This window comes from Halomonas caseinilytica (assembly GCF_001662285.1).
Lineage (GTDB): Bacteria > Pseudomonadota > Gammaproteobacteria > Pseudomonadales > Halomonadaceae > Halomonas > Halomonas caseinilytica.
Genome location: NZ_BDEO01000007.1, coordinates 230,068 through 256,654, shown reverse-complemented (window position 1 = coordinate 256,654; position 26,587 = coordinate 230,068). Strand labels below are relative to the sequence as shown.

Annotated in this window: 21 protein-coding genes; 15 read left to right on the top strand and 6 right to left on the bottom strand. The window is 65.6% G+C overall.

The features are described 5' to 3' along the window. The first annotated feature begins 102 nt into the window (after nt 1–102). Both ligA and HSDC_RS08885 read left to right on the top strand, forming a co-directional pair. Entirely contained in the window at nt 103–2,151 is a 2,049-nt protein-coding gene (gene ligA, locus HSDC_RS08890) for an NAD-dependent DNA ligase LigA (RefSeq protein ID WP_064699573.1), read from the top strand. Beyond that, entirely contained in the window at nt 2,144–2,413 is a 270-nt protein-coding gene (locus HSDC_RS08885; RefSeq protein WP_064699572.1) for a YheU family protein, read from the top strand. Before ligA ends, HSDC_RS08885 begins: the two co-directional genes overlap by 8 nt. Before the next feature lie 54 nt (nt 2,414–2,467). Here the strand turns inward: HSDC_RS08885 and mnmC are convergent, their stop codons facing one another. Continuing rightward, on the bottom strand, nt 2,468–4,489 hold the full coding sequence (gene mnmC, locus HSDC_RS08880) for a bifunctional tRNA (5-methylaminomethyl-2-thiouridine)(34)-methyltransferase MnmC2/FAD-dependent 5-carboxymethylaminomethyl-2-thiouridine(34) oxidoreductase MnmC1 (protein ID WP_244534432.1): 2,022 nt from the start codon (nt 4,487–4,489) through the stop codon (nt 2,468–2,470). Nucleotides 4,490–4,636: 147 nt separating this feature from the next. Next, the gene (locus tag HSDC_RS08875; protein WP_064699570.1) at nt 4,637–4,936 is read right to left on the bottom strand and encodes a YciI family protein; all 300 of its coding nucleotides are present in this window, start codon (nt 4,934–4,936) and stop codon (nt 4,637–4,639) included. Between the two features lie 117 nt (nt 4,937–5,053). On the opposite strand from HSDC_RS08875, the gene HSDC_RS08870 reads away from it, so the two are divergent. Together HSDC_RS08870 and HSDC_RS08865 are read left to right on the top strand one after the other, a co-directional pair. Further along, nucleotides 5,054–5,962: a PHP domain-containing protein gene (locus HSDC_RS08870; RefSeq protein ID WP_064699785.1), complete on the top strand. Its 909-nt coding sequence runs from the start codon at nt 5,054–5,056 to the stop codon at nt 5,960–5,962. A 43-nt stretch (nt 5,963–6,005) separates the two neighbouring features. Then, nucleotides 6,006–6,629, top strand: a complete 624-nt coding sequence (locus tag HSDC_RS08865; RefSeq protein ID WP_064699569.1) for an L-threonylcarbamoyladenylate synthase — start codon at nt 6,006–6,008, stop codon at nt 6,627–6,629. Nucleotides 6,630–6,661: 32 nt separating this feature from the next. Here the strand turns inward: HSDC_RS08865 and HSDC_RS08860 are convergent, their stop codons facing one another. Both HSDC_RS08860 and HSDC_RS08855 read right to left on the bottom strand, forming a co-directional pair. After that, complete coding sequence (locus HSDC_RS08860; RefSeq protein WP_064699568.1) at nt 6,662–7,528, bottom strand: DMT family transporter; 867 nt, start codon at nt 7,526–7,528, stop codon at nt 6,662–6,664. 194 nt (nt 7,529–7,722) lie between these two features. Beyond that, complete coding sequence (locus HSDC_RS08855; RefSeq protein ID WP_082920004.1) at nt 7,723–8,487, bottom strand: outer membrane protein OmpK; 765 nt, start codon at nt 8,485–8,487, stop codon at nt 7,723–7,725. Between the two features lie 484 nt (nt 8,488–8,971). Here HSDC_RS08855 and HSDC_RS08850 point away from each other — a divergent pair, with 484 nt between their 5' ends. The 3 genes from HSDC_RS08850 to HSDC_RS08840 are packed head-to-tail and all read left to right on the top strand — an operon-like array spanning nt 8,972 to nt 11,804. Then, nucleotides 8,972–9,982: a DctP family TRAP transporter solute-binding subunit gene (locus tag HSDC_RS08850; RefSeq protein WP_064699566.1), complete on the top strand. Its 1,011-nt coding sequence runs from the start codon at nt 8,972–8,974 to the stop codon at nt 9,980–9,982. 60 nt (nt 9,983–10,042) lie between these two features. Beyond that, on the top strand, nt 10,043–10,519 hold the full coding sequence (locus HSDC_RS08845) for a TRAP transporter small permease (protein WP_064699565.1): 477 nt from the start codon (nt 10,043–10,045) through the stop codon (nt 10,517–10,519). Further along, nucleotides 10,509–11,804 carry a TRAP transporter large permease gene (locus HSDC_RS08840; protein WP_064699564.1) on the top strand — a complete coding sequence of 432 codons (1,296 nt, stop codon included), beginning with the start codon at nt 10,509–10,511 and terminating at the stop codon, nt 11,802–11,804. The genes HSDC_RS08845 and HSDC_RS08840 overlap by 11 nt, the downstream gene beginning before the upstream one ends. Nucleotides 11,805–11,875: 71 nt before the next feature. Here the strand turns inward: HSDC_RS08840 and HSDC_RS08835 are convergent, their stop codons facing one another. Further along, a complete protein-coding gene (locus HSDC_RS08835) occupies nt 11,876–12,406 on the bottom strand; it encodes a macro domain-containing protein (RefSeq protein ID WP_137055249.1) in 531 nt (176 codons plus the stop codon). A 287-nt stretch (nt 12,407–12,693) separates the two neighbouring features. Between HSDC_RS08835 and HSDC_RS08830 the strand changes: the two genes are divergently transcribed. The 5 genes from HSDC_RS08830 to HSDC_RS08810 all read left to right on the top strand — a co-directional run bounded on the left by HSDC_RS08830 (nt 12,694) and on the right by HSDC_RS08810 (nt 19,672). Then, nucleotides 12,694–13,674: a TAXI family TRAP transporter solute-binding subunit gene (locus HSDC_RS08830; RefSeq protein WP_064699562.1), complete on the top strand. Its 981-nt coding sequence runs from the start codon at nt 12,694–12,696 to the stop codon at nt 13,672–13,674. Between the two features lie 137 nt (nt 13,675–13,811). Continuing rightward, on the top strand, nt 13,812–16,406 hold the full coding sequence (locus HSDC_RS08825; RefSeq protein WP_064699561.1) for a TRAP transporter permease: 2,595 nt from the start codon (nt 13,812–13,814) through the stop codon (nt 16,404–16,406). Nucleotides 16,407–16,417: 11 nt separating this feature from the next. Continuing rightward, complete coding sequence (locus tag HSDC_RS08820) at nt 16,418–16,846, top strand: universal stress protein (RefSeq protein ID WP_064699560.1); 429 nt, start codon at nt 16,418–16,420, stop codon at nt 16,844–16,846. A gap of 132 nt (nt 16,847–16,978) precedes the next feature. Then, on the top strand, nt 16,979–17,482 hold the full coding sequence (locus tag HSDC_RS08815; protein WP_342039353.1) for a putative pterin-binding protein: 504 nt from the start codon (nt 16,979–16,981) through the stop codon (nt 17,480–17,482). An 18-nt stretch (nt 17,483–17,500) separates the two neighbouring features. After that, nucleotides 17,501–19,672, top strand: a complete 2,172-nt coding sequence (locus HSDC_RS08810) for a response regulator (protein ID WP_064699558.1) — start codon at nt 17,501–17,503, stop codon at nt 19,670–19,672. Nucleotides 19,673–19,699: 27 nt separating this feature from the next. Here HSDC_RS08810 and cra read toward each other — a convergent pair whose 3' ends face one another. After that, nucleotides 19,700–20,713, bottom strand: a complete 1,014-nt coding sequence (cra, locus tag HSDC_RS08805; protein ID WP_064699784.1) for a catabolite repressor/activator — start codon at nt 20,711–20,713, stop codon at nt 19,700–19,702. A gap of 179 nt (nt 20,714–20,892) precedes the next feature. Here cra and ptsP point away from each other — a divergent pair, with 179 nt between their 5' ends. Genes ptsP through HSDC_RS08790 form a run of 3 tightly spaced genes read left to right on the top strand, consistent with a single transcriptional unit; the run spans nt 20,893 to nt 26,482 of the window. Next, a complete protein-coding gene (ptsP, locus tag HSDC_RS08800; protein WP_064699557.1) occupies nt 20,893–23,766 on the top strand; it encodes a phosphoenolpyruvate--protein phosphotransferase in 2,874 nt (957 codons plus the stop codon). Then, nucleotides 23,766–24,743, top strand: a complete 978-nt coding sequence (gene pfkB / locus HSDC_RS08795; RefSeq protein ID WP_064699556.1) for a 1-phosphofructokinase — start codon at nt 23,766–23,768, stop codon at nt 24,741–24,743. Before ptsP ends, pfkB begins: the two co-directional genes overlap by 1 nt. Continuing rightward, complete coding sequence (locus HSDC_RS08790; protein ID WP_064699555.1) at nt 24,740–26,482, top strand: PTS fructose-like transporter subunit IIB; 1,743 nt, start codon at nt 24,740–24,742, stop codon at nt 26,480–26,482. The genes pfkB and HSDC_RS08790 overlap by 4 nt, the downstream gene beginning before the upstream one ends. The last annotated feature ends 105 nt before the right edge of the window (nt 26,483–26,587 follow it).

Here is a 26,587-nt window from a genome sequence, read left to right as displayed (position 1 = left end):
TTGGTTTACGCTGCCTTTCGAGCTTCGAGCTTCGAGCTTCGAGCTTCGAGCTTCGAGCTTCGAGCTTCGAATCCCTCGCCAAGGACCGAGAAACGGAATGTCATGACCCATCCCGATCCCACGATTCAGGACGAGGCGAAGCGCCTGCGCGCCGAACTCGATGATGCCAATCACCGCTATTATGTGCTCGACGAACCCCGCCTGACCGATGCCGACTATGACCGCAAACTGCGGCGTCTGCAGGAGATCGAGGCAGAGCATCCCGAGCTGGTGACGCCCGACTCGCCCACTCAGCGGGTCGGCGCCGCCCCTGCCGATGGGTTTCCCGAGATCGAGCACGCCGTGCCGATGCTGTCTCTGGATAACGCCTTCGACGAGGAGGAACTGGCTGCCTTCGTCAAGCGTGTCGCCGACCGACTCGAGGTCGATGGCGAGTCGCTCGCCTTCTGTTGCGAGCCCAAGCTGGACGGCGCGGCCGTGTCCCTGGTCTATGAGCATGGCGCGCTCGTTGCTGGCGTGACCCGCGGCGACGGCCGCACCGGCGAGGGCATCACCTCGAACCTCAAGACCCTGAAGTCGATACCGCTGAAGCTGCGTGGCCGGGAGTGGCCGGACTTGCTGGAAGTGCGTGGCGAGGTGACGATGCGCCACGCCGACTTCGAGGCCATGAACGACAAGGCCCGGGAAGAAGGCGGCAAGGTCTTCGCCAATCCGCGCAATGCCGCGGCGGGTAGCCTGCGCCAGCTCGACCCGCGCATCACCGACAAGCGCCCCCTGGAGTTCAGCGCCTACCAGGCGGCCCGCATCGAGCCGGATGCCGGCGATGCCAGCCATAGTGCCCTGATGGCCCGTCTGAGAGAGTTCGGGTTTCGCACCAGTGCCGAGCTCCAGGTCGTCCACGGGGCAGAGGGCGTGATCGAGTACTGCAGGACGCTTGGCGAGAAGCGTGATTCGCTGGGGTATGACATCGACGGTGTGGTGATCAAGGTCGATGACCTGCGCCTGCAGCGTGAGCTGGGCTTCGTGGCGCGGGCGCCGCGCTGGGCCATCGCCTTCAAGTTTCCCGCCCAGGAGCAGACGACGCGCCTCAACGACGTGGAGTTCCAGGTCGGCCGAACCGGTGCCATCACGCCCGTGGCAAGGCTCGAGCCGGTCTCGGTGGCCGGGGTCACGGTCTCCAATGCAACCCTGCACAATGCCGACGAGATCGACCGGCTCGGAGTCATGATCGGCGATACCGTGGCGATCCGGCGTGCCGGTGACGTCATTCCTCAGGTGGTGCGCGTACAGGAAGAATATCGACCCGACGATGCCCGGCAGATCGTTTTCCCCGAGCGGTGTCCGGTCTGCGACTCCCAGATAGAGCGGCTCGAGGACGAGGCCGTGGCGCGCTGTTCCGGTGGGCTGTACTGTGCCGCACAGCGCAAGGAGGCCCTCAAGCATTTCGCCAGCCGTCGCGCCCTGGACATCGAGGGCCTGGGTGAAAAGCTGATCGACCAGCTCGTCGAACTCGATTGGATACAGACACCGGCCGACCTGTTCGCGCTCGAGGCGGAGCGCCTGGCGACGCTGCCGCGCATGGGCGAGAAATCCTCGCAGAATCTGGTGGCGGCCCTGGAGAAGGCCAAGGCGACGACGCTGCCGCGTTTCATCTTCGCCCTGGGAATACGTGAGGTGGGTGAAGCCACCGCGGCCAACCTGGCGCGCCACTTCGGCACCCTGGAGGCGCTGATGGAGGCCGGGCGCGATGCCCTGGAGAAGGTGGAGGACGTTGGTCCCATCGTCGCGGCCCATGTGCATACCTTCTTCCAGCAGCCCCATAACCGCGAGACGATCCAGGCGCTGATCGATGCCGGACTGCGCTGGGAGGAAACCGAGGTCGAGGCCGGTCCGACGCCGCTGGAAGGCCAGACCTGGGTGCTCACCGGCACCATGGAGAGCATGACCCGAGACGAAGGCAAGGCCCGCCTGCAGGCGTTGGGTGCCAAGGTGGCCGGTAGTGTCTCGAAGAAGACCGCTTGTCTGGTGGCCGGCGAAGCCGCCGGCAGCAAGCTGACCCGAGCCGAACAACTCGGCGTGGAGGTCATCGACGAGTCGACGTTCCTCGAACGCCTGGAGGCCTGGGAGAAGGGAGATGCACAGAATGGGTGATCGCTTCATCGAAGTGCCGTACCGGATGCTGCCGGCCGACACCCTGGATGCCCTGCTGGAGGCTTTCGTGACCCGCCAGGGGTACGACACCAGTGACACCGAACAGGGCATGACCGGCTGGACGACCCAGCTCAAGCGTCAGTTGGAAGAGGGTGAACTATTGATCGCCCACGACCTTGAGACCGAGACCACCGAGGTCATGACGCTGGCGCAGTGGCGTGCCTTCGGGCGTGATCTGGCCGACGACGAGGAAGAGGGCTAGGCGTCTCTGCGCCTGTGCAGGGCGAGGCTTGGCCGCTGCGGGAGCGCGTTGTCTTCAGCCACCGCGAATCAAATCGCGGATCAGTCGTCGTCCCGGGTGCAGGTGATCGACCAGCGGCGCTTCCAGGGGCATCGGCTCGTCACAGATGCGCGAGGCGATGACCTCGGCGCACAAGGGCGCGCTGGCCAGTCCTCGGGAGCCATGGGCGGTGCTGATCCACAACCCAGGATGATGCTGTCCGGCAATGTCGGGAATACGGGTGGCGTCCTTGGCCAGCACCGCATAGGCCTCGCGCCAGGCGGCGGCGTCTGGAACGGGGCCGGCGTAGGGTGTCTTGTCGGGGCTTGCCGCACGCACCGCGGCGCGCCCTTCGAGCGTTGTGGCGTCGAGCGAGGCGCCCGATGCTTCCAGGGCCGCGGCATAGCCGGGAAGGGTGCGGGTCAGCTCGTCGCGATTGGTCCGGTGGTCGGCGTCGCTCACCCGGGCATCCGTCTCGTTGGGCCTGAAGGTGGCGCCGAAGGTCAACTGTCCCTCCAGAGGAGGCGACACATAGCCGCCCGCGCAGATCACTCGGTTCGGCGCGGGGGCGCCTTCGGGCAGCGTCAGGCTGGAGACTTGTCCACGCACCGGCTGGAGCGGCAATTCGGCGGTCTGGGCGAAGCCATTGGCCAGGCTTGCCGTGGCGATCACCACCTGGTCGGCCTCGAGTTCGCTCGCTCCTTCGTCGACCGTCATCGACAGTCGCCACCCTTCGGGCGTGGCGGTGATGTCGTGCACCTCGCCACGCTGGAGGGTCACACCGGGCGTGGCAGCGAGGCGTCGACACAGCGCATCCGGACGTACCCAGCCGGCAAGTGGGTATTCGAGTCCGTCGCTTTCGACCGGGATACCGGCGAGCTGGCTGGCCTGAGCGGACGAGATGGCGCGGACCACACTCTCGGGCAGTGGATGGTTGTCGAGAAAGCGTGCCTGGCGCTTTGCCTCGCGTGGGCCGGTGGCGAGTTGCAACACACCGCAGGGATGCCACAGGGTGCCATCCGGGTCCAGTGCATCGAGCCAACGTCGGCTGTGCAGCAGGCCGGCCAGATAGCAGCGACTCTGGTCGTTGGTCTCGGCGGCAAGCTTGACGTAAAGCATGCCCTGGCGATTGCCGGAGGCACCGGCACCGGGGGCTTCACGGTCGATCAGCGTGACCGGCACGCCGCGCCGAGCCAGGGCGGCGGCCACGCTGGTGCCGGCGATACCGCCACCGATGACCGCGACCCGCTGCCCCGGGCAGGGAGCGGGAGGCGTGAACCAGGGCGTGGCGCGGCGCCGTTCGTCCGCCGGGGGATCGAGGATCTCGCCGGCGAGCATCTCGCGCTTGCGGCCGAAGCCGGGCACCTTGCGCCAGGCGAAGCCGGCGGCCGCGAGACCGCGCTTGACCACGCCGGCACAGGTGAAGGTGGCAAAGGTCGCGCCAGGACGCGAGCGCGCCGCCATGGCGGCAAACAGCGTCGGTTGCCACATGTCGGGGTTACGAGCCGGCGCGAAGCCATCCAGGAACCAGGCGTCGACACGGCCGTCGAGGCATCGCAGGCGCTCGGTCGTGTCGCCGAAGTGCAGATCCAGGGTCACGCGCTTGTCGAGCCACAGGCGATGCACGCCGCTCACCGGCTCGGGCCATTGTGCCAGCAGAGCCGCCGCGCGGCCGGCCAGGTCCGGCCAGGCCTCGAGGGCACGGGCCAGGTCCCGGCGCTCGAGCGGGTAGAGTTCCGTGGAGACCAGATGCAACCTGGCATGGTCGGGTGCGTGGGCATCGAAACAGGCCCAGGCGCAGAGCATGTTCAAGCCGGTGCCGAAGCCGGTCTCTCCGATGACGAAGGGACGACCCTCCGGCCAGGCCCGAAAACGCTCGGGCAAGCGATTGGCCTCGAGGAAGACGTGCTCGGTCTCGGCACGCCCGTCGTGGCGGGAGAAGTAGACATCGTCGAACGCGCTGGAATGCGGTGCACTCATCCCGCCGTCGTCGGACCGCCAGTCGAGGTGGGCCCGGGGCAGGCCGGCAAGCGGCGGCAACGGATCGTGGGCGGGCAAGGCGTAACTCCGCATCTGTTGGTCAAAGTTTGATCGATGTCAGCGTAGCGGCATGAGGACCGGCCCGGAGAGATGCGTCCGCGGCGTTTCAACAATGTTATCCACAGCAACTGTGGGAAACCCGCGGTGGATAACTCAGGGTCGGGATCAGGGCAGTACGCGCTTGAAGGGCTTCACGGTCACCTTGGCGTAGACACCGGCAATGACGAAGGGGTCGGCGTCGGCCCAGGCCTGCGCGCTTGCCAGGTCGTCGAATTCGGCAACCACCAGGCTCCCGCTGAAGCCCGCGTCGCCCGGCGATTCGCTGTCGATGGCAGGGTGCGGGCCGGCCAGTACCAGGCGGCCTTCGTCGCGCAGTGCCTCCAGGCGGGCCAGGTGATCGGGACGTGCGGCCAGGCGCCGCTCCAGACTGTTGTTCACATCTTCACTGATGATGGCGTAGAGCATCACGAATGGTCCTCGGTAAAGCGGCTGGCGCCGCGTGAACGAGAGGGCTCGGCATTGACCCCCATGGGTCGCGCGAGCACCATGGACGTTATTCTGACAAAGACACCTGCCGGCGTCATGCCAATGAATGCACTTCCCGAGCGTTTCGAGGGCGAGGCGCTCGCCATCGACCTTCACATGCACTCCACCGCCTCCGATGGTGCCCTGTCGCCCGAGGCGCTCGTCGAGGCGTGCGCGGCGCGTGGCTTGACCCACATGGCGCTGACCGATCATGACACCGTCGCTGGTGTCGAGCGGGCGCGGGTTGCGGGCGAGCGTCACGGTGTGGTGGTGCTGCCTGCCACCGAGCTGTCCTGCCAGTGGCGGGGCATCAACATTCATGTGGTGGGGTTGCTGCCGTCGGGCGCCCAGGGCGAGCTGGCATCGGGGCTGGAGCGCCAGGCCGAGGCGCGTGAACGCCGCGCCATGCAGATCGCCGAGCGGATGGAGCGGGTCGGCCTCGAGGATGCGCTCGCTCGCGCTCGGGAAGAGGCCGGTTCGGATCGTCCCCTGGGGCGTCCGGACTTCGCGCGGGCCTTAGTGGCGGCGGAGCTGGTGCCCGACATGGCCACCGCCTTTCGACGCCACCTGGGCAATGGCAAGGCTGGCGATATCAAGGCCCACTGGCCTTCTCTCGCCACGGTGGTGGCCTGGGTGCTCGATGCCGGTGGCGTGGCGGCGCTGGCGCACCCGTTGCGCTACGGCCTGACTCGTCGCAAGCGCGGACAACTGCTCGACGACTTCCATGCCGCTGGAGGTCAGGCGGCGGAGCTGGTCAGTGGCTTCCAGAACCCTGATGTCACGCGTGACCTGGCGCGCCAGCTGGCCGAGCGAGACCTGCTGGCCTCGCTCGGCAGCGATTTTCATTTCCCCGGCGGCCACCTGGCGCCGGGGAGCATGACGCCGGTACCGCGAACGTCGGTGGCGCCGGTCTGGACTCATCCAGGTATTGCGGCCGTATTCGGCCACTCCGTGCCGGCGGCCTGAGCCGGCGAATGTCCTCGACAATGCCAATGAACAGGGAGCGCCCATGAGCCAGTTCTTCCAGATTCATCCGGAAACCCCCCAGAAGCGACTCATTGATCAGGCGGTCCGTATCATCCGCGATGGCGGTGTGGTCGCCTATCCTACCGACTCCGGTTATGCCCTGGGCTGCCATCTCGGCGACAAGAAGGCCATCGAGCGCATCAAGTGGTTGCGCTCCCTGGACGACAAGCACAACTTCACCCTGGTGTGCTCGGATCTGTCCGAAATCGGTACCTACGCCAAGGTGGACAATGCCGTCTTTCGTCTGCTCAAGGCGCATACGCCCGGTGCCTATACCTTCATCCTCCAGGCCACCAGTGAAGTGCCTCGGCTGTTGCTGCATCCCAAGCGACGCTCCATCGGCGTGCGGGTGCCGGACCATCCGATTCCCCGGGCGTTGCTCGATGAGCTGGGCGAGCCCCTGATGAGCGTGACGCTGATTCCGGTGGGCGAGGAACTGCCGATGACCGATGCCGAGGAAATCCGCGAGCGCTTCGGTGCACACCTGGATCTGGTCATCGATGGCGGTGCCTGCCACCTGGAGCCGACCAGTGTCGTCGATCTGCGCGAGCTCCCGCCCCGGGTGGTACGCGAGGGGCGAGGGGATATCGCACCCTTCACAGAATGATCCGCCTCTGGCCCGACCCCGTGTCGGGCCTGTCACGATGCTTGGCGACGCGCTCCGCCCTTGAAGCGCAACACGATCAAGCCGATACCGGCGATCACCAGGCCGCCCCCGATCAGCTTGTGGGGGCCCAGCGTGTCGCCAAGTATCAAGACGCCGAGCCCCACGGCCAGCACCGGGACCAGCAGCGTCAATGGCACCACACGATTGACGGGGTGGCGACGCAGCAGGCCATACCAGGCGCCATAGGCGACGATCGAGGACATCACTGCTGTGTAGAAGACGGCTCCCCAACCGACCCAGCCGGCCGCGCCGAGGGCGGCCAACTGATCCCGCTCGAACCACCAAGAGCCCAGTGCGACCTGGGGAATGGCGAACAACGCTACCCAACCGGCCAGGGCCAGGGGGGACACATTGGGGCCGCGCTTGATCAGTAATTGAGAGATGGCCCAGCCGAGCGCGCTGGTGAGCAGCAGGGCGGTAGGCAGGGGAGCGGGCAGTGTCGGGCCGCCGGCCAGTACCACCATGCCGCCGAAGGAGAGGATCAGGCCGATGAGGCGCCGCAGTCCCAGGCGCTCCTTGAGTACGATCACCGCCAGCAGGGTGGCGAAGGGCGTGCCCATCTGCACCAGCAAGGCGCCGGTACCCGCTTCGGCCTGGCCGAGCCCGATGAACAGCAGGGCGAAGTGCAGCGTGCCGAAGGTCAACGACAGCAAGGCCAGAAAAGGGAGCTGGTGGCGGGCGACCGGGTGGAAGGGCACGAGCAGCAAGGCCACCAGGGCAAAGCGCAGGGTGGTCAGCAGCAAGGGCGGCATGTCGGTCACCCCGACCTTGATGACGATGATGTTCAGCGCCCAGATGACGATGACACCCAGGCCGATGGACAGGTCACGTAGCGGCACGAGACTTCCTTGGTCGATGGTTAGCAGGAAGTCGTCAGCATATCAGACCCGGTGCCGGGCGTGAGGTGAAGGAACCGCCTCGCTGAGCCCCCATGGCGGCCCTGGGCCGCCATGAAGCCTCCCGCCGATGCTTTCCGAGGCAGGCCGGGCCTTGCACGAAAGGTCGACGAGCGCCGGCACGTGTCGCCCAGAGCCTAGAAGGTCCAGCGGATCATGGCCTGCGGGAAGGACTCGTCGGTGTCCGCCAGGCCGAACTTGTTTTCCCAATGCTGGTACTCCATGCCGATGCCGAGATGCTCGGTGGCATGCCAGACCAGTTGTGGCTGGGTCAGCAACTGGGCTTCCAGGTCGCCTTCCTCGGTGATGTAGTCGACGAACCCCTCGAAGGTGAAGTCTGCACCGCCCAGTGTGAAGGGCAGGTTCCAGACTGCCGTGTACTGCTCGGAACTGCCGCGGGCGGCACTGCTCTCGTCGTTGCGATACATGGCGTAGAGCTTGAAGAACTGGAAGCCCGGGATCTCCAGGTCGGCGGACAGCCCTGCCATGTGGATGGTCTTGCGTACCGAGGAGTTACGGTCGATATCCAGCTGCCCGGTGACGTAGAGATCGCTGACTGGTCCAGCGGAGAGATCGCGGCCGGTAAGCTCGCCGATATTGCCGCGCAGGTTCCACTCTGCGTGCACGCTGCCAAAGTCGTTCTCGCCTTCGCTGCCGTGATCGAGGTTGGTGACATCGGCGAAGAAGAAGCTGTCGCCGTAGGTCCAGCCCGTGGCATTGGCCAGTGTCAGGATGGCGTGTTCCTCGTTGTCGATGGGAAAGCCGGCCCCTGCCTGGTCCTCGTAATTCCAGCCGTACAGGGCTTCCACCTTGGTGGTGCTGAAAAGGGCCGCATTGGCGCTCTGGGCCACGCATAGCGACGTGGCGGCGGCCAGGGCGAGTCGGGTCTTGTTGAGCATCATGGTTCTCCATTGTCGGCTGTTGTCGTTGGAGTGGGCCGATGCCTCGGGCGCCCAGCCGTCGGGCAATCCGGCACTGTCGGTGGCAAGGTGCGCCACGGAGCGGCTGAGAGACGCGGTCGAAGCTTGTTATTGTTTTCATCGCTTGTGAACAAGCGAGGCGATGGTGTGTGACAGTGCTTGTATACAGTTATAAGTTTTAGAGGATTCCTTATCAACGATTTTTGTGTACATAAGTGTTCATCGAAATATGCCGACGCCGCTTGAGGGCCCCCTTGTGGGGAGCCGTGTCTTGCATGCATATTGAAAGGCCGTGAACAACGGAGAACCCCGAGATCAGGGAGCATCGAGCAGGACCGATGACCCGGCCGATGCAACGAGCTGCTGACAGGCCAGGGAGCGTGGCGATGCTCTGGACGGACGGCTCGGGGTTTCCGTCGTGTCTCCCGATAATCAATAACCACGACGCGGACACCAAGGACTCGCCATGCCAACGACCCGCCCCCTCGCAAGATTCGCCGCCACCCTGGCCGGCGCCGCCCTCCTGACGTCGGCGTTGACCGTCCAGGCCCGGGAGCTTTCCGTTTCCACCGTCTTGTCCGATGCCTTCCCGTGGGGACAGGCTGCGCAGAAATGGGCCGAGCTGGTGGAAGAACGCTCCGACGGCGAGCTGACGCTGCGCGTCTATCCCAATGCCCAGCTGGTCAGCGGTGACCAGACTCAGGAATTCTCGGCCATGCGCTCCGGCTTGATCGACCTGGCAGTCGGCTCGACCATCAACTGGTCGCCCCAGGTGCCGGCGCTCAACCTGTTCTCGTTGCCCTTTTTGTTGCCTGATGAGGAAGCCGTCGATGCGGTGACCGGTGGTGAGGCCGGGCAGATGATCTTCTCCGCCATCGAGGACAAGGGTGTCGTGCCGCTGGCCTGGGGGGAGAACGGCTTCCGCCAGCTTTCCAACTCCAGCGGTGCCATCGACGAGCCAGCCGACCTCGAGGGCCTCAAGATTCGCGTGGTGGGCTCGCCACTATTCCAGGACACCTTTTCTGCCCTGGGCGCCAACCCGACCCAGATGAGCTGGGCCGATGCCAAGCCGGCACTGACCACCGGTGCGGTGGATGGTCAGGAAAACCCTCTGTCGGTGTTCGATGTGGCACGCATCGACCAGGTGGGGCAGACGCACCTGACCCTGTGGAACTACATGAACGACCCGCTGGTGTTCGCCGCCAACCGACAGGTGTGGGGCTCGCTCTCCGAGTCGCAGCGCGAGATGCTGCGCGAGACGGCCGTCGAGGCCGGTGCCTGGGAGATCGCCAAGACGCGCGAGGAAGAAGCGGCGCGGCTGGAGGCGATCCGCGAGCGCGGGGTGAAAGTCGCTGAGCTTTCCGAGGCACAGCATCAGGCCTTCGTCGAGGCCACCGAGAGCGTCCATGAAAAATGGGTGCCGCGAATCGGCGAGGCCATCGTGGAGGCGGCCCGTCGCGACATCGACGCGGAGTGATGCCTTGAATGCGTCCGGTCGTGGTACCGGGCGTTCCCTTATCCGTCAAGAATACCTGTCATGAAACGTCCGGACGCAAGACTCGAGCGTGTGCTCGCGACCCTGGCCATCCTGATCATCGGCCTGATCAGCCTGGCCAACGTGGTGGTGCGCTATGTCACCGATGCTTCCTTTGCCTTCACAGAGGAATTTTCGGTCTTCCTGCTGGTGCTGTTGACCTTCGCCGGTGCGTCGGTGGCGCTGCGTCGCCACCGCCATATTCGCATCGTTCTGCTGGAGCGGGCCTTGCCGGACGCCGTGCGTCCTGTCTTGATCCTCTTCCAGGGCCTTTGTGGCCTCGTCGTATTGGGGCTGATCGTCTGGTTTGGTGCCAAGCTGGCCTGGCAGGAGTACCAGTGGGAAACTCGCTCGCCTGGTCTCGGGCTGCCCCAGTGGTGGTATCTGGTCTGGCTGCCGCTGCTTGCCATACTGATGCTGTGGCGCCAGTGCCAGCAGATCCTCGACCGCCTGCGTGGGGAGCTCGATGATGAGTCCTGACCTCTGGATGCTGCTGGCCTTCGCTGGCCTGCTGATCGCCGGGGTGCCGGTGGCTTTCTCGCTGGGCCTGTCCGGAGCGGTGGGCATCGTCGCCGGGTTGTCTCCTTCGATGCTGGCGACCCTGGGCACCAATACCTACAACAGTGTCGCCAAGTATCCCTTGATCGCCATCCCGCTGTTCATCCTCACTGGCTTGATCTTCGAACGTGCGGGAGTGGCGGCACGACTGGTGCGCTTTGCCCAGGCGCTGATCGGCCCTCGTCATGGCGGGCTGGCACTGGTGGCGGTGCTGGTGTGCATGATCATGGGCGGCATGAGCGGCTCGGGGCCTGCCGATGCGGCGGCCGTTGCCATGGTGATGCTGCCCAGCATGACGCGGGCCGGCTACCCGCGCCCCTTTTCGGCGACGCTGATCGCCGCCTCGGCATCCACGGCGATCCTGATCCCGCCTTCGGTGGCGCTGATCCTGTACTCCATCGTGGTGCCGGGGGTGGATCTGCGGGCATTGTTCGCTGCCGGTCTCTTCCCGGGGATGCTGGCCGGTGCGGCACTGTTGGTGCCGGCCTGGTGGCTGGCGCGCCGCTATCGCTGGGAGGCACCGGAAGACGCCGAGCGTCCCCCGCTCGGCGAGAGCTTTCGTCAGGCCATTCCGGCGCTTTTCGCACCGGTGCTGATCCTCGGCGGGTTGCGCAGTGGCCTGTTCACGCCCACCGAGGCGGCGGTGGTGGCCGTCACCTATGGCGTGGTGGTGGGGCTCTGGCTGACCCGCGAACTCGGTTGGCGCGACCTGTGGGAGCTATTCGGCGAAGCCGCCGTGATCTCCGGCGTGGTGATGCTGATCATTGCCCTGGCCGGCATCTTTGCCTGGGCCGGCACCACCCTGGGAACCTTCCGGCACCTGGCGGAGTGGGTGATCGGTCTTTCCGACAACGGGACGCTATTGCTGGTGCTGATCATGCTGGCGGTGCTGGTGGCCGGTATGTTGCTCGATGCCATCTCGATCTATCTGATCCTGATGCCGATCCTGATACCGGTCATGCAGCATTTCGACTGGAATCCGGTGTGGTTCGGCATCCTGCTGGCGATGAACATTGCCATTGGCCAGTTCACGCCGCCCGTGGCGGTCAATCTGATGGTCACTACCGAGGTGGCCCGCGTACGCCTGGAACAGACCGTTGGCTGGGCGATGGTCTTCGTGGTGGCCATGGCGAGCGCCCTGGCGCTGGTGGCCATCTTCCCCGGCATCGCACTGTGGTTGCCCGAGGTGCTCGGCTATAACGTCTAGCCCCGGCTCCGCTCCTGGCCTCCATTCCCGGGTTTCGTGGCCTGTGCTGCGAAGCGCGTGTCCGCTTGCCGCTAGTTGCTGACCAGGGTGTCGAGCCACTGCTGGTGCAACGCGCGGCTGGCGTTGTCGAACAGCACGAAGCGAACCCGCCGAACGGCCGGGCAGTCTGGTAGGGTGGCCAATACCGTGGACAGGGCGATGCGTGCCGCTTCGGAGGCCGGATAGCCGAAGGCGCCGGTGGACAGCGCCGGAAAGGCCAGTCGCCCGATATCGTACTGTTGGGCCAGGTGAAGGGCGTTGCGGTAAGCGTCGGCCAACAGGGTATCGGAGGGTTCGTCGACGCCGTAGACCGGCCCCAGGCAGTGGATGACATAGCGGTTGGGCAGCGCGAAGGCCTCGGTGATCACCGCCTGGCCGGGCTGGATAGGCGCCAAGGGGCGGCAGGCGTCGGCGAGCGCCGGGCCGGCGGCGCGATGCAGGGCGCCTGCCACGCCGCCGCCACTGCGCAGGGCAGCGTTGGCGGCGTTGACCACCGCCTCCATGTCGTCCTGGCGCGCAATGTCCCCTTGTGTGCATTCGATGAGCGGGTCGGGAGCCTGCATGTCGATCTCCTCGTCCGGGGCTATGCTTTATCAGTCTGGGATCAGTGAGACATGACGGCAACCGCCGTGCCGAGACACGCTGTTGCGCCGTCGGCCGTCAGACATGAAAATTAACGAACGCTAAACGTTGTGGCCGGCTAGACTGTCACGGCAAAGACAGCCAAGATGCCGCACCATGTTGCTGCAGTTTCCGCTAAAGTAGGAAGGGGCGGTCAATCCGCCGACGATCGTCGACAGGAGATCGCCGATCGAACGCTTCGACCATAACGTCACAATGAGGTGTGTCCATGAAACGCCATGTTTTCTCCGCCGCCACTTTCTCCGGCGCCTTGCTCGGGGCTGCGATGTTCGCATCGCCGGCCATGGCGCAGGAAGAAGAGCAGTTCATCACCATCGGTACCGGTGGTCAGACCGGTGTCTATTATGTGGTCGGTCAGTCGGTGTGTCGCTTGGTGAACCGGCTGGAAGACGCCAACATCAAGTGCAACGCTCCCTCCACCGGCGGCTCGGTGGCCAACATCAATGGCATCCGCAGCGGTGAGCTGAACATGGGGGTCGCCCAGTCCGACGTTCAGTACCAGGCTTACAATGGCACCGGCAACTTCGAGGGCGATGCCTACGAAGACCTGCGGGCGGTGTTCCGTGTCCATGGCGAGCCGCTGACTCTGCTGGCCCGCGCCGATTCCGGCGTCGAAACCCTCGACGACCTGGAAGGCAAGCGTGTCAACATCGGCAATCCGGGGTCCGGGCAGCGCAACACCATGGAAGTGGTGATGGATGCCAAGGGCTGGACCGAAGATACCTTCTCCCTGGCTTCCGAGCTGGATGCCGCCGAGATGGCTTCCGCTCTCGCCGACAACAACATCGATGTCATGGCATATGTGGTCGGCCATCCCAACGGGGCCATTCAGGAAGCCACCACCACCGTCGATTCCCGCCTGGTCCCGCTCAATGACGAGACCATCCAGGGACTGGTCGAAGAGTATCCCTATTATTCCATGTCGACCATTCCGGGCGGCCTGTACAAGGGCAATCCGGATGACGTCGAGACCTTTGGTGTGGCGGCTACCTTCGTGTCCTCCACCGACACCGATCCCGACGTCGTCTATCAGACTGTCAAGGCAGTGTTCGACAACTTCGATCGCTTCAAGCAACTGCACCCGGCCTTCGCCAACCTCAACCCCGAGGACATGGTTTCCGAAGGGCTGTCTGCACCGCTGCACGAAGGGGCGGCGCGCTACTATCGCGAGCAGGGCTGGATCGAGTGATCGGGACTGGATGAGATCGCGTATCTCATGGAAGAATGCGCGGCCCCTTGTCGAGGGGCCGCGCTTTACGTTGGTGGTGCCGGTCGGTCGCCGGCGACGCACGGGAAGTGTCAACCGATTCAGAGCAGGACATACATATGACTGAGGATAACAAGAGAGGGCCAGGCGCCGAGGTCGATCTCGAGGATATGGTTGCCTCGAGTGACTCGGGTGCCCGCAAGCCAGCGGGAATGCCGGGCAAGCTGCTGGTGGGCATTGCTGCGGCATGGTCGCTCTTTCAACTGTGGATCGCCTCTCCGCTGCCGTTCATCCTGGGCTTCGGGGTCTTCAACGCCACCGAGGCGCGTTCGATTCACCTGGCCTTTGCCTTGCTCCTGGCGTACATGGCTTACCCGGCGTTGAAGCGCTCGCCGCGTAACCGTATTCCATTGATGGATTGGGGGCTGGCCATTCTGGCGGCGGCTGCCGCGGCCTATACGTTCGTGTTCTACGATCAACTGTCCCAGCGACCCGGGGCGCCGATCCTGCAGGACGTCATCGTCGGGGTGATCGGTCTGCTGCTGTTGCTCGAGGCCACGCGACGCGCCCTGGGGCCGCCGCTGACGATCATTGCCAGCATCTTCATCATCTATTCCCTGGCGGGCCCCTGGATGCCCGGCATCCTGGCTCACCGCGGCGTGAGCCTCGATGGCTTGATCAACCACCAGTGGTTGACCGGCCAGGGGGTGTTCGGCATCGCTCTGGGGGTGTCGACGAGTTTCGTGTTCCTGTTCGTGCTGTTCGGTGCCTTGCTGGATAAGGCCGGCGCCGGCAACTATTTCATCAAGGTGGCTTTCTCGCTGCTGGGGCACTACAAGGGTGGCCCGGCCAAGGCCGCTGTGGTGGCGTCCGGCATGACCGGCCTGATATCCGGGTCGTCGATCGCCAATACCGTGACGACCGGTACCTTCACTATCCCGATGATGAGGCGGGTCGGGTTTTCCGCGGAGAAAGCCGGCGCCGTCGAGGTGTCCTCGTCGGTCAATGGCCAGATCATGCCTCCCGTGATGGGGGCGGCGGCCTTCCTGATGGTCGAGTATGTGGGCATTTCCTATGTCGAGGTCATCAAGCACGCTTTCCTGCCGGCGTTGATCTCCTATATCGCCCTGATCTACATCGTGCACCTCGAGGCGCTCAAGGCGAACATGCAGGGGCTGGAGAGCAGCAATCCGGCCAAGCCGCTGGCGCGCAAGGTGATCGGCTTCCTCGGTGGCCTGTTGCTGATGATGGTGACTGCGCTGGTGGTCTATTACGGGCTGGGATGGCTCAAGCCGGTGCTCGGGGATGCCACGCCCTGGGTCGTGGCCCTGGCCTTGGCGGCGATCTACGTGGCCCTGCTCAAGCTGGCCTCGGGCTATCCCGAGCTTGAGCTCGACGACCCCAACGAACCGATCTACAAGCTGCCGCAGACACGCCCCACGGTGATGGTCGGCCTGCAGTACATCCTGCCGGTGATCGTGCTGATCTGGTGCTTGATGGTGGAGCGTCTGTCGCCGGGGCTGTCGGCCTTCTGGGCCACCGTCTTCATGATCTTCATCATGCTGACCCAGCGTCCCATCACAGCATTGTTCCGCCATCGCAGCAATGTCGGTGCCGATATCCGCGAAGGCTTTCTGGACCTGTGGAACGGCCTGGTGACCGGCGCTCGCAACATGATCGGCATCGGTATCGCGACGGCTACCGCCGGTATCATCGTCGGGGCCGTCTCCCAGACCGGCGTGGGCCTGGTGCTGGCCGATGTGGTCGAGATCCTGTCGATGGGCAACCTGCTGCTGATCCTGCTGTTCACCGCAGTGCTCAGCTTGATCCTCGGCATGGGGCTTCCCACCACGGCCAACTATATCGTGGTATCGGCCCTGCTGGCGCCGGTGATCGTGACGCTCGGCGAGCAGAATGGCCTGCTGGTGCCGCTGATCGCGGTGCATCTGTTCGTCTTCTACTTCGGCATCATGGCCGATGTCACACCGCCGGTGGGGCTGGCGTCGTTCGCCGCTGCGGCGGTGTCGGGGGGCGACCCCATCCGCACCGGCTTCCAGGCTTTCTACTACAGCCTGCGTACCGCTGCGCTGCCTTTCCTGTTCATCTTCAACACCGACCTGCTGTTGATCGATGTCTCGCCCCTTCAGGGCGTGTTGATCTTCGTGGTGGCGACGGTGGCGATGCTGATCTTCGCGGCGGCGACTCAGGGCTTCATGATCACCCGCAATCGCTGGTACGAGTCGATCCTGCTGCTGCTGGTGGCGTTCACGCTGTTCCGTCCCGGTTTCTGGATGGACATGATCCATGACCCCTATCGTTCTATCCCGCCGACGCAATTCGTCGAGGCGCTGGGCAATGTCGACGAGGACAGCACCTTGCGCTTGCAGATTCGGGGGGAGGGGCCCTACGGCGACCCTTTGACGACCTACATGACCCTGCCGGTGCCGGATGGCGACAGTGGCGAGGAGCGGATGACCAACCTCGGACTCGAGCTGCGCACGGAGGGTGACCGAGCCGTGGTCGACATGGTGACCTTCGGTAGCCAGGCGAAGGAGCTCGGCTTCGACTTCGATCAGGAGATCATCGAGGTACAGGCACCCGTAGAGCGTTGGACGAAGGAATGGATGTGGATACCGGCGTTCCTGGTCTTTGCCCTGGTGGTATTGCTGCAGCGTCGGCGCCGGGATCGCGGTCGCGACCCGGTAGCGGCCTGAGGAGGTAAGCCATGTACAACAAGATCCTGTTGCCGGTGGACCTCAACGAGGAGGCCTCCTGGTCCAAGGCGCTGCCCACGGCACTGACGTTGTGCCGTAGTTTCGGTGCGTCCCTGCATGTGGTCACCGTACTGCCTGATGTCCAGATGCCCTTGGTCGGCGGGTTCTTCCCCGCGGGATTCGCCGACAAGGCGCGCAAGGCGGTAAGCGATGCACAGCATGCGTTCATCCGTGACCATGTGCCGGAGGATGTTCAGGTCCAGAGCGTGATCGTCGAGGGCTCGCCCTGGGAGGCGATCATCAAGGCATCCAAGAAAGTCGAGGCCGATCTGATCGTCATGGCCTCACACACCAAGCGAAAGTTTGCCGATTATGTCCTCGGTCCCAATGCTGAGCATGTGGTGCATCACAGCAAGGTGTCGGTGATGATCGTGCGCTGACCGGTGCGCAGGCCGGCCGCCGTGCCCCGGACGCTGCGGGCGTCCCGGGGCATTGTGTGACGAGACTGTCACTGCATGTGGCACGTGAATCGCGTAGGCTTGTCGACATGATCGGCAATCGAGATGTCTCCCATGTCTGTGCTTGCGATGATCGTTGGCCTGGTGGTGGCGACCATGGGTACCGCCGTCCAGGCAATGCCCTTGCCATCGCCAAGCGGTGAGGTGGTCCTCACGATCCGGGGCGATATCGAGCATCCCAATGTCGGCGATGAAGCTCGCTTCGATCGTGCCATGCTCGATCGCCTGCCATCTCGCACCATCGTCACGAGAACGCCCTGGCAACCCGGCACGGGCCGCTTCGAGGGCCCGCTCTTCTCGGCCCTGCTGGAGGCTGTGGGGGCCAACGGCGATGAAGTGAGAGTCAGGGCCTTGAACGGTTTCGAGGCCGACATCCCGGTCAGCGATTTCGAACGCTACGACGTCATCCTGGCCATGCGTCGTAATGGCGAGCCGATGACGATCCGCAACTTCGGGCCCTTGTTCGTGGTGTATCCCTTCGAGGAGCATCCCGAACTCATGACCGAAGCCATCCGCTTTCGCTCGGTATGGCAGGTGCATCACATCTTCGTGTATTGATCCCCGTGGGAGAAATCGGTGCTGCAGCAATACCCTCTGCGTCTCAAGCTCGGCGCCATTTCCGCGTTGGTGCTGTTTGCCGGCGCCTTGCTGGTGGTGGGGCTGGTGGCCTGGCGACAGGACAGCCTGATCTGGCGCGTGGGCGAGGATGCCACCTGGCATGCCTACAAGCTGGATCGCGATGTCGTGCAACTGCGCAATTTCCTGGCGGTGCAGGAACCCGGCGAGGGCGCGCTCGAGGATGTCCGGCTGCGCTTCGAGCTCCTCTATAGCCGACTCACGCTGCTGAAGGGCGGCGAGATCGCCGATCTCATCGCGGCCATTCCGCTGGCCGAGCAATTGTCCGGCAAGATCGAGCAACATCTCGAAGCGCTCGATGCCATCCTGAGCGAGGCCGATACCCTGGATGCCGCGACACGCGCCAGGATGAGCCGTCAACTGGTGGCCCTGAGCGAACCTACCGAACGCTTGATCGTGACCATCAATGGCCATCTGGCAGAGGCCTCGACCCGCGAGCGCGGGCGCCTGAAATGGCTGTATGGCCTACTGCTGGTGTTGATTCTGGCGATGAGCGTGTCGGCGATGATGGTGGTGACCTTCCTGATTCGCGAATCCCGCGACAATGCCGCCGCTCGTCGTGCCCTGGAAGCGCTCAGCGACGAGCTGGAGGTCACGGCGCGCCGGGCCGAATCGGCCAGCCAGGCCAAGTCGGAATTTCTCGCCACCGTCAGCCACGAGATCCGCACCCCCCTCAATGGCGTGATCGGCATGAGCGAATTGCTGGTGGAGCATCGCTTGCCGGAGGGCGCCCGACACTATGCCGACACCATCCACGACAGTGCTCAACGTCTGCTCGAGCTGATCAACGACATCCTGGATTTCTCCAAGATCGAGGCGGGGCGGCTGGACCTGGAAACCCGCTCGTTGTCGCTTGCCGAACTGGTGAATGGGGCGCTGTCGCTCTTCGCGCCCCGTGCCGAAGCCCAGGGGGTTCGGCTGGTGGCATGGATCGATCCTGCCTTGCCGACGCATGTCGTCAGCGATCCCGGTCGCCTGCGCCAGATCCTGTTGAACCTGCTGTCGAATGCCATCAAGTTCACCGCGCAAGGCGAGGTGCGCGTGGAGGCGTTCGTCACCGACGAGGGCGAGCTGGGCATCGATGTCATCGATTCGGGTTGCGGTATCGATGAGCAGCGCCAGTCGAAGCTGTTCGAGCCCTTTCAGCAGGGCGATCCCTCCACTGCCCGGCGCTTCGGCGGCACGGGGCTGGGGCTGGCGATCTGCAAGCGGTTGACGGAGGCCATGGGCGGACGTATCGGCATGGAAAGTCAGTTGCATGTCGGCAGTCGCTGCTGGGTTCGCTTGCCGCTGGTGGTGGGCGCCGAGGATACGGCCCTTCCGGAGAGTGGTGCCCGCCGAGAGGATGACGACCTTTTGAGTGGTGCCAGGTTGCTGGTCGTGGAGGACAACCCCGTCAATCAACAGGTGGCCACCGCCATGTTGAACAAGCTGGGGTGTCGTGTCGGCCTGGCCAGTTCCGGCCACGAGGCGCTGGAGCGTCTCGAGACGGAGCGTTTCGATCTCGTCTTCATGGATGTCCAGATGCCCGACATGGATGGCCTGGAGGTGACGCGCCAGATTCGCGAGCGTGGTGGCTGGATGGCGGAGGTGCCGATCGTCGCCATGACGGCCGGCGGCCCCGGTGGCGACCAGGCCCGATGTCTGGCCGCTGGAATGAATGGCTATCTGGTCAAGCCGTTGTTCCAGGATGCCCTGCAGGCGATGTTGCGCCGCCATCTTCATCGGGGCACGGATGAGGTGGAGACAACGAGCGTTTCGCCGGGGGCGGAGCAGTGGCTGGATGAGGAGGTCATCGGTGCTCTGAAGGAAAGCCTCGGCGATGATGATCTGGCGGCCCTGGTGGCGCGCTACCGTGATCAGTCCCGTGAGCATCTGGCGGCATTGCGGGACGCCGTGACGCGCCGCGATGGCGAGGCGATGCGACAACAGGCCCATCAACTCAAGGGGGAGTCTGCCAGTCTGGGAGCGGTGAAGGTCGCCGAAGCGGCCTTGCGCCTGGAACGTGCCGGCAAGGATGCCGCCCTGGATAACGCGGAAGCCGAAGTACGGCACCTGGAGACGCTTCTGGCGCGCACCCTGCAAGCGTTCGACGACTTGCTGCCGCGATGATGAATCACGGGTCGGGTGGCTGGCGCGTCAGGCGCGGGCTCCTCGCCGCCGGCTCGGGGATGCGGTGCGTCGATGCAGGGTCCGGCTGATGACATGATGGCCGGGGCGGTAGTCGCCGCTGGCCGCCGACTCGGCGCAGGCCAGGGTGGTGGCGGCGATGCGGGCATGGTCCTGGACCGCCGAGTCCACCGCCAGGGGCAGAAAGTCCAGCAGTCGGTTATCGCCGAAGGTCGCCAGGCGAAGATCATCGGGCAGCCGGCCCTCTGCAAGCAGGACGTCGAAGACACCATCCAGCAGCGTGTAGGACGCGGTGATGAGCACGTCGGGCAGTCCATGACGATCGAGCAGTTCGCGCATCAGCTCGGCGCCGGCGGCGCGATCGTAACGTTTCGCGCTGTGCAGGCTGGCCGCCACATCGTGCCGGGCCAGGGCGTCCTGAAAGCCAGCGCGGCGTTCGCGGCTGATCGAGAGCTCGGGTACCGCATCGAACCAGGCAACGCGCTCTACCGGAGCGTCCAGCGCCGCGAGAGTGAGCCGCTCGGCGGCATCCCGGTCATTGCTGACCACGCTGGTGAAATGCGCCGGATCCAGGCCTCTGTCCATGGCCACCACCGGTAATCCGCTTTCCATCAGATCCCGGTAGAAGGGCGCCTCCATCGGCAGGCAACTGGCGGTGATCAGCGCATCGCATCCCTGGGCCCTCAGTGCCAGGGCCAGTTCGCGTTCACCGGCCATGTCGTCATCCGAGCCGGCGATCAGCAGGTGATAGCCGCGTTGTCGGGCGCCTTGTTCCAGCAACTTGGCCAGGCGCGCGTAGCTGGCGTTTTCCAGGTCAGGAACGATCAGTCCGAGCAGCCGGCTGGAGCCGCGACGCAAGGCGGCGGCCTGGGCATCGACCCGGTAGTGGTAGCGACCCACCACGGCCATGACACGGTCGACAGTGTCCTGACTGATGCGGCGTTCCCGGGCCTTGCCGTTGATGACATAGCTGGCGGTGGTACGAGAAACCCCGGCCAGTCGGGCGATTTCAGCGAGCGTCATGGGTCCATCCGATGCAAGTGAGGCGGTGATGTCGACGATGCCGCGCTTGGTTTCTGCCAAAGTCGTAGACGTTTTAGCTTGCCATACAGTATGAATCGATCCAGCATTGATATCATCAAGGTGACACGATTCAGCATAAAAGCTATCCCTGTCGCGTCACCATCGAACAGGAGAGACGCATGCTGACGCTACGCGAGAGCGACATTCTGCTCGGCTGCCGGGCCGAGGACTGGCGTTCGGCCCTGGACCTGGCCGCCGAATCCCTTGCTGGGGCGGGACTGACCGAACCGGCATACCGGGAGGGACTGCTTTCCCGGGAGATGCAATCTTCCACCTATCTAGGCAATGCCATCGCGATTCCCCATGGCACGCCCGAGAGTCGTGCCCATGTGCTGCGCACCGGCGTCAGGGTGCTGCAGTTCCCTCAGGGGATTGAATGGCATGACGGTCAGCGGGTGCATGTGCTGGTGACCATCGCCGCCCAGAACGACGAGCATCTGGACATTCTGCGCCAGTTGACGCACGTGCTGGACCGCGACGATGTCGCCGATCGTCTGGCCCGTGCCGATGATGCCGAAGAGGTGGTGACACTGTTGTCGCGAGTTCCCGCCAAGGCACGGCTCGACACCGAAACCCTGTGCCTGGGGGTGCCCGCCCGCGACATCCGGGAACTGGCGCTGGCGGGAGCGGCTCGGTTGCGCCAGGCCGGCTGCGTCGAAGATGGCTTCATCGCCGAGATGGCGGGGATGGCTCCGCGACGTCTGGGCCAGGGAACCTGGCTGGCCATGGCCGAGCGCAATGTCTCGGTGCCGGCCTTGTCGTTGGCGACTCCCGCCACGCCCTTCGAGGTGCAAGGCGAGAGCGTGAATGGCGTGTTCTGTCTGGCGGCGCGCGATGACGCTCACCTGGGACTGCTGGAGCGACTTGCCGCCTTGCTGGAAGAGGGTGGCATCGAGACGCTGCGGCATGGTGATGCCGAGACGGTGCTGGCCCGACTGGCGGGTGAAGGGGCTGTGGCGCATACCCAGCGCGTGCGGGTGCTCAACGCCCATGGCCTGCATGCGCGTCCGGCCAAGCAGCTCGTTCAGGTGGCACGGGAGCAGGCCGTGCCGATCCGGGTTCGGTTGGCGGAAGGCGGTGCCGAGCCGGTGTCGGCCACCAGCCTGACCAAGGTCATCGGGCTCGGCGCACGCCGCGGCCAGTGGCTGGTGTTTTCCGCCGAGGGTGAGGGCGCCGAACAGGCGCTGTCTACCATCGGTGAGGCCGTCGTCGACGGGCTTGGCGAAGCCGTGGAACCCTTCGACGACAGCCACGAATCCGTGCCGGCGGCTGCGACGACCGACGAGGAAGGCGCGCCTCAGCCCTTGCCGGAAGACACCGCTTATCAGGCGGTGGCCGCCTCGCCGGGCCTGGCCATTGCGCCTGTTTTCGTGATGCGCATGCCGCGCTTCGATTACCCACAGCGTGCCGATGATCCCGCCGCCGAGACGCAGCGACTCGAAGCGGCGGTCCGCGAGGGTGGCGAGCAGCTCGCGGCACTGGCGCGCAGCGCGCGGGGCGGAGAGGTCGCCGAGATTCTCTCCATGCATGAGGAAATGCTCGACGACCCGGAATTGCTGCAGGCTGCCCGTGAAGGCATCCAGGAAGGGTATTCCGCCGAGGCTGCCTGGTGGGATGCCATCGACGCAGCCGCTCGGGCCCAGGAGATGCTGGCCGACCGGCTGCTCGCCGAGCGGGCCGCCGACCTGCGCGACGTGGGGCGGCGCGTGCTGGGGAGACTTTGCGACGTGGCCTTGCCCGAGCCGCCGGCACATCCCTATATCCTGGTGATGGACGATATCGGCCCCTCGGACGTGGCGCGCCTCGACACCGAGCGCGTGCGCGGCCTGTTGACCGCCAGGGGCGGTGCCACGGCCCACAGCGCCATCCTCGCTCGGGCCCTGGGCATTCCCGCCGTGGTGGGCGCCGGCGAGCGAATCCTGTCACTGGAAAACGAGACCCCCCTGATTCTCGATGGCGAGCGGGGCCGGATCGTGCCCGCGCCGGGCGAGGCGCGTCGTCAGCGTGCCGAGCGGCAGCTGGCCGATCGCGAACGCCGCGAGCACGAGGCTTGGGAAGCCCGTTTCGCGCCGGCCACCACCCGCGATGGGCATCGTGTCGAGGTGGCGGCCAACCTGGGCAATACGGCCCATGCCGCCGATGCAGTGTCGCGAGGCGCCGAAGGCGTCGGCCTGCTGCGGACCGAGTTCCTGTTCATGGCCCACGCCGAGGCACCGGATCTCGAGACCCAGATGGCGGAGTACCGCGAGGCGCTGGATGCGCTGGATGGGCGTCCTCTGGTGGCGCGCACGCTGGACGTGGGGGGCGACAAGCCCTTGCCGTACTGGCCGGTGCCCCAGGAAGACAACCCCTTCCTCGGCCTGCGCGGCATTCGCCTGGCGCTGACGCGCCCCGACGTCCTGGCCACGCAGCTGGAAGCCCTGCTGAGGGCGGCCGTCGGCAGGCCGTTGCGCATCATGCTGCCGATGGTCAAGGATGTGGCCGAGCTGCGTACGGCCCGGGGAATGCTCGATCGACTGCTCGCCGACATTCCGGGCGACGAGCGTGCCACCGATGTGCAACTGGGCGTGATGATCGAAGTGCCCTCCAGCGCCTTGCTGGCGGCCAGCCTGGCTGTGGAGGCGGATTTCTTCTCGGTGGGTACCAATGACCTGACCCAGTACGCCCTGGCCATCGACCGTGGCCATCCCGAGCTTTCTGCCCAGGCCGACGGCTTGCATCCGGCCGTGCTCAGGCTGATCCAGATGACCGTCGAGGCCGCCCATGCCCAAGGCAAGTGGGTCGGGGTCTGCGGGGAACTGGCCTCGGATGCCATGGCGGTGCCGGTGCTGGTGGGACTCGGGGTTGACGAGCTATCGGTGAGTGCCCGCCAGGTGCCGATGGTCAAGGCGCGATTGCGCGAGTTCGACCTGGCGAGTGCCCAGGAGCAAGCGCGGCGAGCGCTATCCCGGGCGACCGCCGACGAGGTGCGTGACGCCCTGGAGGAGGCATGATGGCAGCGGTTCTGGTCTTGAGCCTCAATCCAGCACTCGACCTGTCGGTCGACCTCGAACGCCTGTCGCCCGGTCGCGTCAACCGAACCCGCGCGACGCATCTGGAGGCCGCCGGCAAGGGCGTCAACGTGGCCAGGGTGCTGGTGGCGCTGGGACACGAGGTGGCCGTGTCGGGCTTTCTCGGTGCCGACAACGACGGTGCCTTCCGCCGTACCTTCGAGACCCTGGGCATCGAGGATGCCTGTCTGCGCGTACCCGGCGAGACCCGCACCAACGTCAAGCTGGCCGAGGACGACGGACGTGTCACCGATATCAATGGTCCTGGCGTGACCATCGACGCCAATGCCTGGCAGCGGTTGATCGACGAGCTGGAGCGGCGGCTCGCGGCATCGCGCCATTGCCCCGGGGCGGTCGTGATCGCCGGCAGCCTGCCGCCCGGCGTGACGCCTGATCGGCTCGGCGAGCTGGTGGCCCGAGGGCGTGCAGCGGGCTTGCCGGTATGGGTGGATACCAGTGGCCCGGCGCTCGATGCCGCCATCGTGGCAGGGGCCACGGCGGTCAAGCCCAATGAACATGAACTTGCCGCCTGGGCCGGCCAAGCGGCGCTGGATGACGCGGGGCGGCGCGCGGCGGCACGCCGGCTGCGCGATGCCGGCGTCGAGGAGGCGGTGGTTTCCGCCGGTGCCGAAGGGGTGCTGTGGCTTGGCCGTCGTGGTGCCTGGGAGGCCAGGCCGCCTCGAGTGGAAGCGGTCAATACCGTGGGGGCCGGCGACACCTTGGTCGCGGCGTTGTTGCACGGTGTGCTCGAGGAAACATCGTCCGAGGATGCGCTGCGCCTGGCCACGGCCCTGTCTGCCGAAGCCGTGCGGCATATCGGCGTGGGACGCCCGGGTGCCGATGATTTTTCCGAACTCCAACGACAGACTCGCGTGTATCGCCTGGACGCCGGCGATGCCGCAGAGGGAGCGCTTGCATGAATGTGATCCTGATCACCGCCTGCCCGAGTGGCATGGCCACGACCTACCTTGCCGCGCGTCGCCTTCAGAGCGCCGCCGAACGCCTGGGCTGGAAGGTGACGGTCGAGGCGCACGGCGAGGCGCGAGCCGTCACGCCGGTCGACGAAGCGACCCTGGAAGCCGCCGAGCTGGTCGTGGTGGCGGCCGATCGAATCCCCGACGCTGCGCGCTTTGCCGGCAAGCGTGTCTTCCAGGGATCGATCGACCAGGCATTGCCTGATCCCGAGACCTTCCTGGCGCGCGCCGAGCGTGATGCCGACGTCTTCGCGCCCGAGGAGGAGGCGGACGAGACGCCAGCGAGTGAGGCCGGGGGGCAGCGCATCGTCGCCGTGACCGCCTGCCCGACGGGCGTGGCGCATACCTTCATGGCGGCCGAGGCACTCGCTGAGGCGGGACGCTCGATGGGGCACGAGATCCGGGTGGAAACCCAGGGCTCGGTAGGGGCTCAGGATGCCCTTACCGCCGATGAGATCGCCGCCGCCGAGGTGGTGATCCTGGCCTGCGACATCGAGGTGGATCCCACGCGTTTTGCCGGCAAGCGGACCTATCGCACCTCGACCGGCAATGCGCTCAAGAAGCCGCGGCCGACCATCGAGGCGGCCCTGGTGGATGCCGAGGTGGAACGCGAGGGAACGGCTTCCAGCGGCGGCGACGCCAAGAAGAGCATCAAGGAGAAGGGCGTCTACAAGCACCTGCTGACCGGCGTCTCCTTCATGCTGCCGATGGTGGTAGCCGGCGGTCTGCTGATCGCCCTGTCGTTCGTGTTCGGCATCGAGGCCTTCAAGGAAGAGGGCACGTTGCCCGCCGCCCTGATGCAGATCGGCGGGGAGACGGCCTTCGCGCTGATGATTCCGGTACTGGCCGGCTATATCGCCTATTCCATCGCCGACCGGCCTGGCATTGCGCCGGGGATGATCGGGGGCATGCTGGCATCCAGCATCGGTGCCGGCTTCATCGGCGGCATCCTGGCGGGTTTCCTGGCCGGCTACACGGCCTGGGCGGTGACCCGGTACATCAAGCTGCCGGCCAGCGTCGAGTCGCTCAAGCCGATCCTGATCATCCCGCTGCTGGCCAGCTTGGTCACCGGTCTGGTGATGATCTATGTGGTGGGCGAGCCGGTAGCTGCCATTCTTGCCGCCCTGACGGCCTTTCTCGAGGACATGGGCTCGGCCAATGCGGTGCTGCTGGGTGCCTTGCTCGGCGCCATGATGTGCTTCGACCTGGGCGGGCCGGTCAACAAGGCATCCTATACCTTCGGCGTGGGGCTTCTGGCCTCGGAGAGCTATGCGCCGATGGCGGCGATCATGGCCGCCGGCATGGTGCCGGCCATCGGCATGGGCATCGCCAGCTTCGTTGCCGGCGGCAAATTTTCCGAGCCGGAGCGAGAGGCCGGCAAGGCATCTTTCGTGCTCGGCCTGTGCTTCATCACCGAAGGCGCCATACCCTTCGCCGCCAAGGACCCGCTGAGGGTGATTCCCGCCAGCATGGTCGGAGGAGCCCTGACCGGCGCGCTGGCGATGCTCTTCGGTGCCAAGCTGATGGCGCCTCATGGCGGCATCTTCGTGCTGATGATTCCCAATGCCATCACCCCGGTATTGCCCTACCTGCTGGCCATCGTGGCCGGTTCGCTGGTCACCGGGCTGGGCTATGCGCTGATCAAGCGCGGCGACAAGGCGATGTCGGTAGCCGCGGAAGGCTGACGCGGGGGCCGTCGGTACTGGAGGGAATCCCCCGGCTGGTGTATTTTCTGCTTCCCTGTCACGGAGGCCCCTACCCGGGCCGACGTCTTGTCGGCGACCCCCTAC

What these genes read in the sequence shown, in the direction of transcription:
- ligA (WP_064699573.1), top strand. Translation starts at nt 103, where the DNA reads ATGACCCATCCCGATCCCACGATTCAGGACGAGGCGAAGCGCCTGCGC.
- HSDC_RS08885 (WP_064699572.1), top strand. Translation starts at nt 2,144, where the DNA reads ATGGGTGATCGCTTCATCGAAGTGCCGTACCGGATGCTGCCGGCCGAC.
- HSDC_RS08875 (WP_064699570.1), bottom strand. Translation starts at nt 4,936, where the DNA reads ATGCTCTACGCCATCATCAGTGAAGATGTGAACAACAGTCTGGAGCGG.
- HSDC_RS08870 (WP_064699785.1), top strand. Translation starts at nt 5,054, where the DNA reads ATGCCAATGAATGCACTTCCCGAGCGTTTCGAGGGCGAGGCGCTCGCC.
- HSDC_RS08865 (WP_064699569.1), top strand. Translation starts at nt 6,006, where the DNA reads ATGAGCCAGTTCTTCCAGATTCATCCGGAAACCCCCCAGAAGCGACTC.
- HSDC_RS08855 (WP_082920004.1), bottom strand. Translation starts at nt 8,487, where the DNA reads ATGATGCTCAACAAGACCCGACTCGCCCTGGCCGCCGCCACGTCGCTA.
- HSDC_RS08850 (WP_064699566.1), top strand. Translation starts at nt 8,972, where the DNA reads ATGCCAACGACCCGCCCCCTCGCAAGATTCGCCGCCACCCTGGCCGGC.
- HSDC_RS08845 (WP_064699565.1), top strand. Translation starts at nt 10,043, where the DNA reads ATGAAACGTCCGGACGCAAGACTCGAGCGTGTGCTCGCGACCCTGGCC.
- HSDC_RS08840 (WP_064699564.1), top strand. Translation starts at nt 10,509, where the DNA reads ATGAGTCCTGACCTCTGGATGCTGCTGGCCTTCGCTGGCCTGCTGATC.
- HSDC_RS08835 (WP_137055249.1), bottom strand. Translation starts at nt 12,406, where the DNA reads ATGCAGGCTCCCGACCCGCTCATCGAATGCACACAAGGGGACATTGCG.
- HSDC_RS08830 (WP_064699562.1), top strand. Translation starts at nt 12,694, where the DNA reads ATGAAACGCCATGTTTTCTCCGCCGCCACTTTCTCCGGCGCCTTGCTC.
- HSDC_RS08825 (WP_064699561.1), top strand. Translation starts at nt 13,812, where the DNA reads ATGACTGAGGATAACAAGAGAGGGCCAGGCGCCGAGGTCGATCTCGAG.
- HSDC_RS08820 (WP_064699560.1), top strand. Translation starts at nt 16,418, where the DNA reads ATGTACAACAAGATCCTGTTGCCGGTGGACCTCAACGAGGAGGCCTCC.
- HSDC_RS08815 (WP_342039353.1), top strand. Translation starts at nt 16,979, where the DNA reads ATGTCTGTGCTTGCGATGATCGTTGGCCTGGTGGTGGCGACCATGGGT.
- cra (WP_064699784.1), bottom strand. Translation starts at nt 20,713, where the DNA reads ATGACGCTCGCTGAAATCGCCCGACTGGCCGGGGTTTCTCGTACCACC.
- ptsP (WP_064699557.1), top strand. Translation starts at nt 20,893, where the DNA reads ATGCTGACGCTACGCGAGAGCGACATTCTGCTCGGCTGCCGGGCCGAG.
- pfkB (WP_064699556.1), top strand. Translation starts at nt 23,766, where the DNA reads ATGGCAGCGGTTCTGGTCTTGAGCCTCAATCCAGCACTCGACCTGTCG.
- HSDC_RS08790 (WP_064699555.1), top strand. Translation starts at nt 24,740, where the DNA reads ATGAATGTGATCCTGATCACCGCCTGCCCGAGTGGCATGGCCACGACC.